This is a genomic window from Micromonospora parastrephiae (assembly GCF_016802865.1).
Classification (GTDB): domain Bacteria; phylum Actinomycetota; class Actinomycetes; order Mycobacteriales; family Micromonosporaceae; genus Micromonospora; species Micromonospora parastrephiae.
This window is the reverse complement of record NZ_JAEVHM010000012.1, coordinates 1-13,762: the sequence shown is the minus strand read 5'-3', so window position 1 is coordinate 13,762 and position 13,762 is coordinate 1. Positions and strand designations below refer to the sequence as shown.

General features: G+C 69.5%; 10 protein-coding genes and 3 pseudogenes. 8 read left to right on the top strand and 5 right to left on the bottom strand.

Annotated elements, in window-relative coordinates:
- Positions 1-13 precede the first annotated feature (13 nt).
- From JNW91_RS04840 to JNW91_RS04830, 3 genes and pseudogenes are all read left to right on the top strand, one after another.
- Positions 14-883 carry a carbohydrate ABC transporter permease gene (locus JNW91_RS04840; protein ID WP_309244228.1) on the top strand — a complete coding sequence of 290 codons (870 nt, stop codon included), beginning with the start codon at positions 14-16 and terminating at the stop codon, positions 881-883.
- The gene (locus JNW91_RS04835; protein WP_203173729.1) at positions 880-1,716 is read left to right on the top strand and encodes a carbohydrate ABC transporter permease; all 837 of its coding nucleotides are present in this window, start codon (positions 880-882) and stop codon (positions 1,714-1,716) included. Before JNW91_RS04840 ends, JNW91_RS04835 begins: the two co-directional genes overlap by 4 nt.
- A 52-nt stretch (positions 1,717-1,768) precedes the next feature.
- Positions 1,769-2,751, top strand: a pseudogene (locus JNW91_RS04830) (LacI family DNA-binding transcriptional regulator).
- 6 nt (positions 2,752-2,757) lie between these two features.
- Here the strand turns inward: JNW91_RS04830 and JNW91_RS04825 are convergent.
- The 3 genes and pseudogenes from JNW91_RS04825 to JNW91_RS04815 all read right to left on the bottom strand — a co-directional run.
- Positions 2,758-3,108 (bottom strand): annotated as a pseudogene (locus tag JNW91_RS04825) (SanA/YdcF family protein); the annotation flags it as partial.
- 64 nt (positions 3,109-3,172) lie between these two features.
- Positions 3,173-3,688, bottom strand: a complete 516-nt coding sequence (locus tag JNW91_RS04820; protein WP_309244227.1) for a Uma2 family endonuclease — start codon at positions 3,686-3,688, stop codon at positions 3,173-3,175.
- 547 nt (positions 3,689-4,235) lie between these two features.
- A complete protein-coding gene (locus JNW91_RS04815) occupies positions 4,236-5,567 on the bottom strand; it encodes an extracellular catalytic domain type 1 short-chain-length polyhydroxyalkanoate depolymerase (protein ID WP_203173728.1) in 1,332 nt (443 codons plus the stop codon).
- 553 nt (positions 5,568-6,120) lie between these two features.
- Between JNW91_RS04815 and JNW91_RS04810 the strand changes: the two genes are divergently transcribed.
- From JNW91_RS04810 to JNW91_RS33075, 3 genes are all read left to right on the top strand, one after another.
- Entirely contained in the window at positions 6,121-8,181 is a 2,061-nt protein-coding gene (locus JNW91_RS04810) for a cellulose binding domain-containing protein (protein WP_203173727.1), read from the top strand.
- 274 nt (positions 8,182-8,455) lie between these two features.
- On the top strand, positions 8,456-10,702 hold the full coding sequence (locus tag JNW91_RS04805; protein ID WP_309244238.1) for a GH92 family glycosyl hydrolase: 2,247 nt from the start codon (positions 8,456-8,458) through the stop codon (positions 10,700-10,702).
- Positions 10,642-11,742: a glycoside hydrolase domain-containing protein gene (locus JNW91_RS33075; RefSeq protein ID WP_309244237.1), complete on the top strand. Its 1,101-nt coding sequence runs from the start codon at positions 10,642-10,644 to the stop codon at positions 11,740-11,742. The genes JNW91_RS04805 and JNW91_RS33075 overlap by 61 nt, the downstream gene beginning before the upstream one ends.
- Positions 11,743-11,890: 148 nt before the next feature.
- Here JNW91_RS33075 and JNW91_RS04800 read toward each other — a convergent pair whose 3' ends face one another.
- Positions 11,891-12,184 (bottom strand): hypothetical protein, encoded by a 294-nt coding sequence (locus JNW91_RS04800; protein WP_203173726.1) that lies wholly within the window; start codon positions 12,182-12,184, stop codon positions 11,891-11,893.
- Positions 12,185-12,425: 241 nt separating this feature from the next.
- Between JNW91_RS04800 and JNW91_RS04795 the strand changes: the two genes are divergently transcribed.
- Together JNW91_RS04795 and JNW91_RS04790 are read left to right on the top strand one after the other, a co-directional pair.
- The gene (locus tag JNW91_RS04795; protein ID WP_203173763.1) at positions 12,426-13,226 is read left to right on the top strand and encodes a helix-turn-helix domain-containing protein; all 801 of its coding nucleotides are present in this window, start codon (positions 12,426-12,428) and stop codon (positions 13,224-13,226) included.
- Positions 13,217-13,408, top strand: a complete 192-nt coding sequence (locus JNW91_RS04790; RefSeq protein ID WP_203173725.1) for a DUF397 domain-containing protein — start codon at positions 13,217-13,219, stop codon at positions 13,406-13,408. The genes JNW91_RS04795 and JNW91_RS04790 overlap by 10 nt, the downstream gene beginning before the upstream one ends.
- Before the next feature lie 71 nt (positions 13,409-13,479).
- On the opposite strand, the pseudogene JNW91_RS04785 reads toward JNW91_RS04790, so the two are convergent.
- Positions 13,480-13,762: pseudogene (locus JNW91_RS04785) on the bottom strand (M14 family zinc carboxypeptidase); the annotation flags it as partial.

Here is a 13,762-nt window from a genome sequence, read left to right as displayed (position 1 = left end):
CACCGTCCTCGCCGTGTTCCTGGCGCCTGCCCTGACGCTGTTCCTGCTGCTGGTCGTCGCCCCCATCCTGGTGGCCGCCTACGCCAGCCTCTACAAGTGGAACGGCTTCGGGCTGCCGGAGAACTTCGTCGGGTTGGACAACTACACCCGCGCCTTCGCCGACCCGACCTTCCGCGGCGACCTGTGGCGCGGCCTGGTGCTGGTGGTGCTGTCCCTGGCCGTGCAGCTGCCCGCCGCGCTGGCCCTGGCCATGCTCCTCAACCAGCCGCTCCGCGGCCGGGCCTTCTACCGGCTGATCTTCTTCGCCCCGTACGTGCTCTCCGAGGTCACCACGGCCGTCCTGTTCACCCTGGTGTTCTCACCCAACCGAGGGCTGGGCGAGGGGGTCGCCCAATGGCTGGGCGCCGACGCCGGCACGGTCTTCGCCGACCCGGACACCGTGCTGTTCGCCGTCTTCCTGGTGGTGTCCTGGAAGTACTTCGGCCTCTACATGATGCTCTTCCTGGCCGCCCGTCAGGGCATTCCCAAGGAGCTGTCCGAGGCGGCGGTCACCGACGGCGCCACCGCGTGGCAGGCGTTCCGCCACGTCACCCTGCCGCTGCTCGGTCCGACGATCCGGATCAGCGTGTTCCTGTCGGTCATCGGCACCATCCAACTGTTCGACATGGTCTGGGTGCTCACCGGTGGCGGCCCGATCCACACCTCGGAGACCCTGGCCGTCACGATGTACCAGTACGGCTTCCGCCGCTTCGAGGTCGGCTACGCGAGCGCGATCAGCATGGTCATGTTCCTGCTGAGCCTCGTCTTCGCCCTCTTCTACCAGCGCATCGTCCTGCGTCGTGACACCGCGGGCGCGATCACCAACCAGGGAGGCCAGCGATGACCGCCACGGCGGTTCGCGCCCAGCGGACCCGCAGCCTCGTGCTGCACCTCATCTGCATCGCCGTCGGCGCGCTCATCGTCGTGCCGGTCTGGTTCGGCGTGCTCGGCGGTTTCAAGGACAACGGCCAGCTGTCATCCAACCCGTTGGGCTGGCCCGATCCCTGGGTGCCGAACTACCTCGACATCCTCGGCAACGGGGTGTTCTGGCGGCAACTCGGCAACAGCGTGCTCATCGCCGTCAGCAGCACCCTCATCGTCGTGGGTTCGGCGGCGATGGCCGCGTTCGTCTTCGCGCGGTACGCCTTCCGGGGCCGCGAGTTCCTGGTCACCCTGTTCGCGATCGGTCTGATGTTCCCGTTCGCGGTGGCCATCCTGCCGCTGTTCGTCCTACTGCGCGGCATGGGCCTGCTGGACAACCCGCTGGGCGTCATCCTGCCCCAGGCCGCCTTCGGGCTGCCGATCACCATCATCATCCTGCGACAGTTCTTCCGTACCATCCCCGCCGAGGTCGAGGAGGCCGCCGTCCTGGACGGATGCGGCTCCTTCGGGTTCTTCTGGCGGGTCCTGCTGCCGATGGCCCGTCCCGCGCTGGCCACCGTCTCGGTGCTGGCCATCGTGACCAGCTGGAACAACTTCATGCTCCCGCTGGTCGTCTTCAGCGACCAGAGCTGGTGGACCCTGCCCGTCGGGGTCCAGGCGTTCCAGGGTCAGTACGCCGACGACACCGCACGGGTGCTCGCCTACGTCGTGCTGTCCATGCTGCCGGCACTGGGCTTCTACGCCGTGGCCGAACGCCAACTCATCGGCGGCCTGACCGGCAGCGTCAAGGGCTGAGAACGAAGGGCGGACCGTGGGCTCCGACAACGGCCGAAATGTCACCATTGCCATGATCGCGCGGCTGGCCGGTGTTTCGGTGCCCACGGTCTCCCGGGTCATCAACGGACGCTCCGACGTCGCCCCGGACACCCGGGAACGTGTCGAGGCCCTGCTCAACCACCACGGCTACCGCCGGCGGTCACCGGCCCGGCGCGACGACGCCGCACTCATCGACCTGGTCTTCAACGACCTCGACAGCCCGTGGGCTGTGGAGATCATCCGTGGGGTGGAGGACGTCGCGCGAAGCAGTGGTGTCGGGACCGTCGTCTCGGCCATCCACTGGCGCATCTCGTCGGCCAAACAGTGGCTCGACAACATGCGCACCCGCTCCACCGAGGGCGTCATCTTCGTGACCTCGATGGTGAACCCACCACTGCAGGCCGAGCTGCGCCGGCTGCATCTCCCGGTGGTCATCATCGACCCCGCCGGCGTCGACCCGCAGGAATCACCCACCATCGGCGCCACCAACTGGGCGGCAGCCTCAGCGCCAGCCAGTACCTGATCGGCCTCGGCCACCGTCGCATCGGCTTCATCGCCGGCCCACCGCACCTGATGTGCAGCAGGGCCCGACTCGACGGCTACCGGGCCGCCCTCGGCGCCGCCGGCATCGCCGTCGACGACGCCCTCATCCGGCCCGGCAACTTCTACCACGAGGCCGGCTACACCGCCGGTACGCAGCTGCTGACCCTGCCCGACCCGCCCACCGCCATCTTCGCCGCCAGCGACCAGATGGCGCTCGGCGTCTACGAGGCGGTCCGCAAGAGCGGCCTGCGGGTGCCGGACGACATCAGCGTGGTCGGCTTCGACGACCTGCCCGAGGTCCGCTGGTGCTCGCCGCCGCTGACCACGGTCCGTCAGCCTCTCGCCGAGATGGGCATGATGGCCGCGCGGACCATCCTGCGGCTCGCCGGGGGAGAGAAGGTGGAGAGCCCACGGGTCGAACTCGCCACCGAACTCGTCGAACGCGACAGCGCGGGGCCACCCCGGTCGTGACCCTCGTCAGCCGTCGCGCAGCGCGTCGTCGACACCGGTCTCCCGGCGGCCGAGGTGAGCGGGATCCCGGCCGGACAGCAACTCGACCGCCGCCTTCAGGCAGGCGCCGTACTCCCGGGACGAGCTGAACCACCACGTCTGGGCGTACCGCCTGGCGCTGTCGTCGCCCACGCCGTTGGCGTCGATGCCGAGACGCCGGCACAGCGCCACCGCGCGTGGCAGGTGGAAGGACTGGGTCACCACCGTCGCCCGCCGCACCCCGAAGATCCGTTCCGCCCGCGCACACGAGTCGTACGTGTCGAACCCGGCGTGGTCGAGTACGACCCTGCGCGCCGGCACGCCCCTCTCGACCAGCCAGCTGGCCGCGATCAATCGTCCCCGCATGCCACGAACCATTCCTGTCCTGGTCGGGACGGGCCGTTCAGCCGAGGTCGTGCTCATCGAGGGCCGTGTTGAGGACCCAGGCGAGCGGCATGGTCGCGCGTGCCGCGTACTCGCCGCCGTCCAGGCGGTGCATGGTGACGGTCTGCGCCAAATCCTGATCTACCACCCAGTACTGGGGAATGCCCGCGGCGGCGTACTCGCTGCGCTTCGTCACCGTGTCGACCCCCTCGGAGCCGGGCGAGACGATCTCGATCACGAGGAGCACGTCCGCGACCGGCAACCAGACCCCGTCGGCCTGCGGCTTGCTCCACACGACGAGGTCGGGGATCCGTCCGCCGACACCGCCGTCACGGCCGGGTATCCGCAGCCCGACGGCTTGGGCGACGCGGTCGGCCGGGACACCGCCCTGCGTGAGCCAGACCATGAGCCGGGTCGCGATGATCGCGTGGGCATATCCCGGCGGCGGCATGATCGAGACGACTCCCTCGGGGCTGATTTCGTACCTGTGGTTTTCGTCTGCGGCCATCATCGCCGTGAGGTCGTCGAGCGTCACGACCGGGGGCATATACCTGCCAACCGCCTCTGAGCTCATGGGCGCATCGTACCGTTCAACTCCCGAAACCTGTGGTGGGAGCCGCTTCGGTGCTCGTTCCACGTGCGTGGTCGCGACCCGGGCCGCCAGTCGGCGGACTGGCAGACACTCCACTACCCAGGATCATTCGGCGCTTGAGCAGATCGGCGTGGGCGGCCCGGGTGGTGTCCCTGATCTGCCGGGCGGTGCGGGTCGCGGACTGCTGCCGTCTCCCATTCGTCGAGGCGGCGGTCCGCCGCGTCCAACGCGGCAGCATCGACCCACACGTCGACCCCCTGGGACTTTGGCGACCATCACCGCGTAACTGCCGCCACGTTACCAACCGGTGGCACTGCGTGGTGTCCTCGCTCGGGTGGCGGGCCCAGCGGGCGCGCCCGGCCCACGGCGCACCATCAACGCCGCCGGCCACCGCTGAGACGTACGCGACCGTGACCGTGGCCCGGCTCGGGAATCTCCGAACCGGGCCACAAGCCAGAAGATGGGTACGCGGACGCGGCAGCGGAATCAGCTACGGGGTCCACCGCTGGCTGTTCGTGCCGTTGCAGCCGGAGAGGATCACCTGGGTGCCGTTGGCGGTTGCGGCGGCGTTGGGTGCGAGGCACAGGCTGGACTGCACGCCGGTGATCGTGCCGTCGGTGTTGACGTTCCACTGCTGGTTGGGGCCGCCGGTGCAGTCCCAGATGATCACCCGGGTGCCCGGGGTGGTTCCGGCGCCCTCGGCGTCCAGGCACTTCGCGCCGTACACCTGGAGTTGTTTGCCGGCGGTCGTCGTCCACTGCTGGTTGGTGCCGCCGTTGCAGTCCCACAACGTCAGCTGGGTGCCGTTCGTCTGGGACCTGGACGGGACGTCCAGGCAGCGGCCGGCGCCGACGTTGCGCAGCGGTCCCGCCGTGCCGCCAGGTGGCGGAGTGGTGGGGCTGGCGGTGTCGAAGCCGATGAACCGGATGGCCTGGGCGGCGTCGAACGGGATGGAGTGGCCGTAGCCCTGGAAGCTGATCGCCTCGACGGGCGCTGTGCCGTCGGTACCTCCGTAGCGGGTACGGGTGGCGCTGGCCTGCGGTGAGTCGGTGTAGCTGGGTGTCTGGGACACACCCTGCACGTTGGTCCACTGCTTGATCTGCTCACCGAAGTTGACATAGCTCAGCGTGGTGTCCGTGGTGCCGTGCCAGATCTGGATCCGCGGGCGCTTGCCGGTGTAGCCGGGGTAGGCGTTGCGTACCAGGTCACCCCACTGTTGCGGGGTCTTGACGATTCGTCCGCCCGAGCATTCGCTGTTCCACTCCGAGCCGTTGGTGGTGGCGAAGCAGCCGAACGGGACTCCGGAGGAGCTGAAGCCGGCGTTGAACAGGTCCGGGTAGAGACCGAGCATGACGTTGGTCATCATGGCGCCGGAGGAGAACCCGCCCACGGCGATCCGGTTCGGGTCGACCGGGTAGCGGTTCCGGACATAGTCCACCATGGACTTGAGGCCGATGGGGTCGCTGCCACCGTCGCGCCGCAGGGCCTGTGGGGAGGAGACGTCCCAACACTTGCTGCTCCGGGTCACCGATGGGTAGATCACGAGGTAGCCGTAGCGGTCGGCAAGGGAGCTGAGTCCGAAGCCGCTGTGCACCGCCGGGCCACTGCCGGTGCAGTAGTGCAGGGCGAGGAGCAGGGCCGGGCGGGCCGCGACCCGGTCCGGCACGTACAGGTGCATCTGAAGGTTCGTCGGGTTGCTGCCGAAGTTGGTCACCTGGGTGAGCGTCGCGGCCGACGCCGGAGTGGCGACCGTGACCACGGCCGTCATCGTCGCCAGGGCCGTTGCCAGCGCGGCGGCCAGCAGTGCGATCCTTGATCTCATCGGCGCTTCCTTGTCGTGAGTCGGGGACTCGGCGGCAGCACGCTGGTCCGGCGGAGGCGGTCGACGGCGGCGCGCCTGGACGGCACCGAGACGCGCGACGTCCGCCGCGCGTCGCCGGCAGATGTTGACAGGTTCGATGTGACGTCCGTATGCCCGGGAGACGTCGTAACCCGAGGTCGACCAGCGCGGGCTCTCCCGGTGAGCCCCAGACGCTGGTCGCCTCGCCATCGACTGTGAGCGATAACATCCCGTTCGTCAAGGCGTAACGTGTGACGTCATTCGAGTGGCCGGATCGCCGGTGGCGCAGACCTTCCTCTCGGTGGGGAGAGTCGTCAAGGGCCGTAGTGGCCGGGGCAGGGACGAAGACGTGTAACACCCCTTGAGATCCTCGATCCGACCATGACATTCTTGTGCGTCGATGACCTGCCGCGCGCGGGGCTGACGTCCGTCCAATGGGCAGCCGGGATCCGGTACGGATTCCGGGGGACGGTGACACGAGCGATGGACCGCCGGGGGCATCCGTCCACCCATTGCCGCGAAGGAAGCCCAGCCCATGCACATCCAGAGAAGGCGCGCCTCCCTCCTGACGAGCCTGCTGCTCGCCGCGACCGCGCTCTCCGGCATCAACCCACCGACCGCCAGCGCGGCCCCCGACCCGGTCACCGTGACCGTCAACGCCCACGCGGGGCTGGCGACCGTGCCCGACACCGCGTTGGGCGTGAACCACGCCATCTGGGACCAGAACCTGGGCACGGCCGAGACGTCGGACCTGCTGCGCGACGCCGGCGTGCAGATGATGCGCTACCCCGGCGGCTCGTACGCCGACATCTACCACTGGAAGGACCACACCGCGCCCGGCGGGTACGTCGCGCCGAACACCGACTTCGACACCTTCATGGCGGCCGTCCGGCGTGCCGGCGCCCAACCGATGATCATTGCGAACTACGGCACCGGTACGCCCGCCGAGGCCGCCGACTGGGTGCGGTACGCCAACGTGACGAAGGGCTACGGCGCGCGGTACTGGACCGTCGGCAACGAGAACTACGGCAACGGCCACTACGGCTCGGCGTGGGAGGCGGACGACCACCCGGACAAGAGCGCTTCACAGTACGCGCGGCTGGTAGTCGAGTACGCCGACGCGATGAAGGCGGTCGACCCGAGCATCAAGGTCGGCGCGGTGCTGACGATGCCGGGCAACTGGCCGGACGGGATCACCGCCGGCAGTGACCCGGGCCCGTGGAACCAGACCGTGCTCTCCATCGCCGGCCCGAAGATCGACTTCGTGGACGTGCACTGGTACCCGGGTGGCACCGCCGCCGAGTCGCTGGCCCGCGTCAACCACATCCCCGACGCCACCTACCTGCTGCGCCAGCAACTCGCCCGGTACGCCGGCGCGAACGCCGACCGCATCGGCATCAGCTTCACCGAGCTGAACGTCGACGCCGGCCGCAACACCCAGCCGGCGGCGCTCTTCCTGGCCGACGCCTACAGCGGGCTGCTGGAGAGCGGCGTCTTCACCGTCCACTGGTGGAACGTGCACAACGGCATCGGCACCGTGACGCAGGTGGCGGGCCAGACCGACTACGGCGACTTCGGGATGCTCTCCAGCGGCACCTGCACCGAGGACGGCTCGGTGTGCGAGCCGCCGCTGAACACGCCCTTCGCGCCGTACCACGGGCTGAGCATGATGAAGCTCTTCGCGAAGGCCGGCGACCAGTTCGTCCGCGCCGGCACCGACGAGCCGTTGGTCAGCGCCCACGCGGTCCGCCGCGGCAACGGCGACCTGGCGGTGCTGCTGCTGAACAAGGACCCGGACAACGCGCACCCGGTCGCCATCGACTACGCCGGGTTCACCCCGTCGGCCGTCGCGCCGACCGTGTCCACCCTCACCAACGGGGCCACCGGCATCACCACCGGCCAGTCCGGCTCGGCGACCAGCCGGACGCTGCCGCCGTACTCGTTGACGACGCTCGTGCTGCACCCGGTCGGCGCGACCGCCGGCCGGCCGGCCGCGCCGGGCCAACCGACCGCGAGCGGCGTCACCGGCCGCGCCGCGACGATCACCTGGCCGGCGGCCACCCCGGGTGGCAGCCCTATCGCCAAGTACGAGGTGTACCGGCAGAACGGCGCGGTCAGCGAGCAGTTGGGCGAGACGAGCACCACCTCGTTCACGGTCGACAATCTCGTGCCGGGCAGCAGGTACACCGTCAACGTGCTGGCCCGGGACACCGCCGGCCGGTTGTCCTGGGCCTCGCCGCCGCTCACCTTCGCCACCGGCGGCCCGGCCGCGAGTTCGTGCACCGTCCGCTTCACCACCGCCAACGACTGGGGCAACGGCTACATCGGCGGCGTCGAGATCACCAACAACGGGACACGCCCGATCACCGGGTGGACGCTCACCTGGACCTGGCCGACCGGCTGGCAGCAGGTGAGCAGCGGTTGGAGCGCCACCTGGGAGCAGCTCGGCGCGGCCGTGCGGGTCACACCGACCGACGACAACCGGCAGATAGCCGCCGGCGCCAGCGTGAGCGCCGGCTTCGTCGGCGCGTACAGCGGGCCGAACGTGCTGCCCACCGCGTTCACCCTCAACGGCACCGTCTGCGCGACCGGCTGACGCTGACGCCGTGCTCCGGCTGGCACGCGCGTAGGGGCCAGCCGGATGCACGGTGCGCCGGGGATCTTGACAGGTCTCCGATGGGGGACGAACATCCTTCGTGGATGGAGACAACGTTGTCACGACCGAGTGCGACGGCCCCGCCATGGAAAACCGCGTGACGGTGTTCCGGTCGGGCTTCACGCACACGGTCGTCAATCGAAGGGCAAGTCCTGTGCCAAACCCAACGGCTCGTGCGGTGCAGACCGTGAGACGCCGAACTCTCGCCGCTGTCGTGACGACGGCTGTTGCCGCGCTGGCGGCGGTCACCGCGGGCTCGCCCGCCTCGGCCGCCCCTGGTCCGCGGCTGGTCACCGACCCGGCCGCGTACGTCAACCCGCTGATCGGCTCAACGAACCTCGGCAACACCTACCCCGGAGCGGTGCGTCCCTTCGGCATGCTGGCCTGGAGCCCGCAGACCACCAGGGGCGCCCAGGTCTCGACCCCCGCGCCCGGTGGCTACGAGTACCGTGCGACCCGGGTCCGTGGCTTCAGCCTCACCCACCTCAACGGCGTCGGCTGCAACGGAGGCGCCGGCGACATCCCGATCATGCCGTACGTCGGTGACGTCGCCTCGTCACCGAGCGCCGACACCTCCGACGCGACGTACGCGAGTGACTTCTCCCATGAGAACGAGACGGCGCGTGCCGGGTACTACAGGGTCGGCCTCGACAGCGGTGCGTCGGCTGAGCTGACCACCACCGCCCGCACGGGCTCGGGCCGCTTCGGGTTCCCGGCCAACCAGCCCGCCAGCATGCTGTTCCGCACCTCGAACTCGGAGACCGGCAGCACCGACGCCACCGTGCAGGTGGACGCCGCCGCACGGACCGTCACCGGTTCGGTAACGGCAGGCAACTTCTGCGGCCCGCAGAGCGCGAACAACCGCCAAGCCCTGTACACGCTGCACTTCACCGCCCATTTCGACCAGCCCTTCGCCCGGTTCGGCACGTGGCGGGACGACGCCCTGACGCCGGGCGCCTCGACGGCCTCAGGCGGCACGGGCGTCGACACCGGCAGTCCGGTCCCGGGCAAGGGATCCGGCGCCTACGTCACCTTCGCCGAGGGCACCACGAAGGTCGGCGTGAAGGTCGCCATCTCCTACGTCAGCTTGGACAACGCCGAGGCCAACCTGCGGGCGGAGAACCCACAGAAGAAGACCTTCGACGCAATCCGGTCGGAGGCCACGGCGGATTGGCAACGGCATCTGAGCAAGATCAAAGTCGGTGGCGGCTCCGCCGACCAGCTCAGCACCTTCTACACCGCGCTGTACCACTCCATGCTGGAGCCCACCCTCACGAATGACGTGGATGGCCGCTACCTCGGCGCCGACGGCAAGCCCCAGCGGCTGGCCAAGGGCCAGGAAGCGCAGTACGGCACCTTCTCCGGCTGGGACCAGTACCGCGCCCAGGTGCAGCTGATGACGCTGATCGACCCGAAGGCGGGTAGCGACTATGCGCAGTCGCTGTTCAACTACGCCACCCAGCGCGGCGGCGAATGGGACCGCTGGCTACTGGTGCACGGCAAGACGAGCGTCATGTCCGGTGACCCGGCGGCCCCGGCGGTCGCCGGCATCCACGCCTTCGGCGGGCGGGACTTCGACGTCAAGGGCGCTCTTCGTTCGCTGATCACCGCAGCGACGGTGCCGAACGCGAACGACTCCGACAGCGCCGGCTGCAACGTGGCCTGCGTCGGTCAGCGTCCCGCGCTCGACAAGTACCTGCAACTGGGCTACGTACCGGCCGATGGCTGCTCCTGCTGGGGCGGCGCGGCCGAGACGATGGAGGACGGGGTCGCCGACTTCGCTCTCGCCGAGCTCGCCGGCCAGGTTGGCGACCGGGCGAACGAGCGGACCTTCCTCAAGCGGTCGGGCAGCTGGAGCAACGTCTTCGACGTGACCGCGACACCGCAGGGTGGCTACATGCGCTCCCGCAAGGCCGACGGCACCTGGGCGGACCGCACCTTCACCCCGGCCACCGAGAGCGGGTTCGTCGAGGGCAGCAGCGCCCGCTACACCTGGATGGTCTACTCGGACGTCGCTGGTCTGGCCCGCGCCATGGGTGGCAACAAGGCCGCCGAGCAGCGGCTCGATGCCTTCTTCCGTACCACCGACGGCACCTTCGACTTCTCGGCCCGCGACCTCACCCGGTACGACCCGACCAACGAACCTGACATGAACGCGCCGTACCTCTACAACTACTTCGGCGTGCCCTACAAGGCGCAGGAGACGGTCCGGGCGGTAATGGACCAGCTCTGGGGCAACACCCCTGGCGGCATCCCGGGCAACGACGACGCCGGCACCATGTCGTCGTGGTACGTCTTCTCCGCGCTGGGCATGTACCCGCAGAACCCGAGCCGGGCCGACCTGGTGCTCTCCGCACCGCTCTTCCCGCGCGCGGTGATCGAGGCCGGCCCGGCCGCACGATCACGGTCAACGCCCCGGACGCCTCCTCGAAGAACAAGTACATCCAGTCGGTCAAGGTGAACGGTAAGAAGTCGAACCGGAGCTGGGTCCCCGACACCCTCGTCAACAAGGGCGGCACTGTCGACTTCGTGCTCGGTGGAAAGCCGAACAAGTCGTGGGGCAGCGCTCCCTCCGACGCGCCGCCCTCGTACGGCGACGGTCGGCAGCCGTATCTGGCCGGAGCGAGCCCGCAGACGCTGAAGGTCGAGCCGGGCAGCGCCTCGGTTGCGGCGTACAAGGTCCAGGCGCTTACCGAAGCTCCCACCGCCGTGCGGTGGAAGGTCAGCGCGCCCACCGGGTTGACCGTCACTCCGGCTGACGGTGAATTCAAGCTGACCGGCGACGGATCGGGCAGCAAGGCCCTCACCGTCGCGGCGGGGGCTGACCTCAAGCCCGGTGCCTACACCGTGACAGTGACCGCCGCCACCTCGTCCGGTACGACATTGCCTACCGTGACGCTTCCCGTGACGGTCGCCGCCCGGAACAGCGTGTTGTGGAACCTCAACAACAACGGCATCTCGGCTGACGACACCAACCCGCAGGCCAACTTCGACACCGGAGGGTGGAGCTACTCCGCCAAGGCCCTCGAAGCCGTCGGGGTGACCCCCGGGGCCAACGTGTCGATCGCCGGGTTCAACTTCACCTGGCCCAACGTGGCTCCCGGCGACGCGGACAACATCCTGGTCGGCGGTGGCGGCCAGGTGCTGAACGTCCAGGCCGCCGAGGGTGACACCAAGTTGAGCCTGCTGGGCAGCGCCGTCTTCGGTGCCGCGAGCGGCACGGTGACGCTGACGTACACCGACGGCACGACGCAGCAGGCCGAGATCGGCTTCAGCGACTGGACGTTGGGCGGCGGGTTCGATCAGCCGTCTTTCGGCAACGTCACAGCGGCGCACACCACGTACCGCGATGTGATGGGTGGCGGGATCGACCCGGTGGCCACCTACGTCTTCGCGACCGCCCCGATCGACCTGAAGCCGGGCAAGCAACTGGCCAGCCTGACGCTGCCGACCGGCGCCCAGGGTGGCGTCATCCACCTCTTCGGTGTGGCGACGGCCTGACCCTGGGTAGGGGTGTTGCTCGGATGGCCACTGGTCGGCGTCGCCTGAGCGCCAACCGGTGATGTGAGGGCCTGTTCTGCCGCGAGGCGGGACAGGCCCTCACGCCGGTATGGACGGGCAGGTCGGTGGTCGGGCGAGCGGCGGGACATCAGCCGACCCGCGCCGGGGCTCGTCGGACCGGGCGCCGGGTGGTGGGCCGGCTCGGCGGTGAGGTGAGCCACTGTGCACCTGCGGGCATCAGGTACAGCTCGCGGCGCGCGACCGCGTCACCGTTCGGGCCGAGTTGGTAGGCGTCGATCCACAACCAACCGTGGTACGTGTGTCGATCGGTCAGGGCACGGATCACGCGAACGGTGATCGGGCGGACGAACTGCGGGCTTGCGGTGCGGGTGAGGTGCAGCAGGTCGCCGGACCGTACCTGCGCTGGCTGATCTGTGGGCATGGTCTTCCCCGGAGCTGGACGTTGGGAGGGGCCGCCCCGCGAGTGCTCGCCCATCGGGGCGGCCCCGGTACGAACGCGTCCGCCGGTTCTCGGGTCCTCCACCGGCCGCGCCGCTGGTGACACTCTGGTGTGGAGGCCACTACTCTCGGAAGGTGCTTTGCCGGTTCGGGCTGAGCTGGCAAGACGTTCCACGCCGGGTGGCGGCGTGAGTAGTCGATCTTTTGGTTTGGGGGGCACTGAAATGGCCGACCTGCCACACCCGCTCGCCGCGTTCATCGTGGGCGAGATCCGCCGTGCCCGAGGGGTCGCGGGCATGACGCAGGAGGCTTTCGGCCGGGGCGCCGGCTTCAGCGCGTCACACGTCAGCGCCGTGGAGAGCGAGACGCGGGCGCTGACGATGGACTTCATCAAGGGCGCCGACCGGGCGTTCAAGAACGGCGGGCTGTTCGAGCGCATGGTGGGCAAGCTCGGCGCCCCGTCGTGGTTCCTGCCGTGGCTCGACGCCGAGCGCACCGCGACCCAGTTGAGGTGTTTTCAACCGACCCTCGTTCCGGGCCTGCTCCAGTCGGAGAGCTACGGCCGCGCCGTGATCCGCTGCGATGACACGTTGAGCGACGACGAGGTCGAGAAGCGGCTCGCCCACCGTCTCGACCGGCAGGCGGTCCTCACGAAGGCGAACGCCCCGCAGTTCATCGCGGTCGTCGCCGAGGCGGTGCTCCGCCGCGCCGGTGCGGACTTCCGCGACATCATGGCGGGGCAGATCAAGCAGTTGACCGCCCTCGCGGAGCGGCCGAACATCAGTGTCCATGTGCTGCCGGACGAGGTCAGCATGCACGTCGGCCTGACCGGGCCGTTCAGCTTGGCACGCCTTTCCGACCACAAGTGGGTGGGGCAGATGGAGAACCAGCTAGGCGGGGTTGTCATCGATCGAGACGACGATGTGGATACTCTGACGTCGCGGTGGGAGACGGTTCGCAACGAGGCGCTACCCCGCCGCCAGTCACTGGATCTGATGAAGGAAGTGGTGACGTCATGGACCTGACCGGCGCTACGTGGCGCAAGTCCACCCGCAGCGGCTCCGGCGGCGGCGACTGTGTCGAGGTCGCGGACAACCTGCCCGGCATCGTGGGCGTGCGGGACTCGAAGGACCCCGAAGGCCCGGCGCTGGTCTTCGGGCCGGTGGCCTGGCGGGCGTTCGTCGCCGAGGTCGCGCGACCGTCGTAACCGGCCGCCAGAACGCGCGGAGCGCCCGCCCCCGAAAACCGGGGACGGGCGCTTCGCCGTGCAGGGGTCGGTCAGGCGACCACCGACCGGAGTGGCACCCCGGCGTCGCGCAGCGCGCGTACCAGATCGTTTGTGAAGGGGTGTTCGTCCACCTGGAGCCCCCGCGGGTTCGGGATCACGACGTACGCCGAGGTGCCCTTCGCGGACGCCTGGGCGTCCGTGGTGAAGCGACCGACGATCGCCTGCGTGCGCGGCAGGTCGCCGGCCGCCACCTCGATGGTGATCGGCCGCCATCCACCGCCCAGATCCGGGGGCGACCGGCGCGGCGGCGGCGCTGCGCGCGCCGCGTCGGGG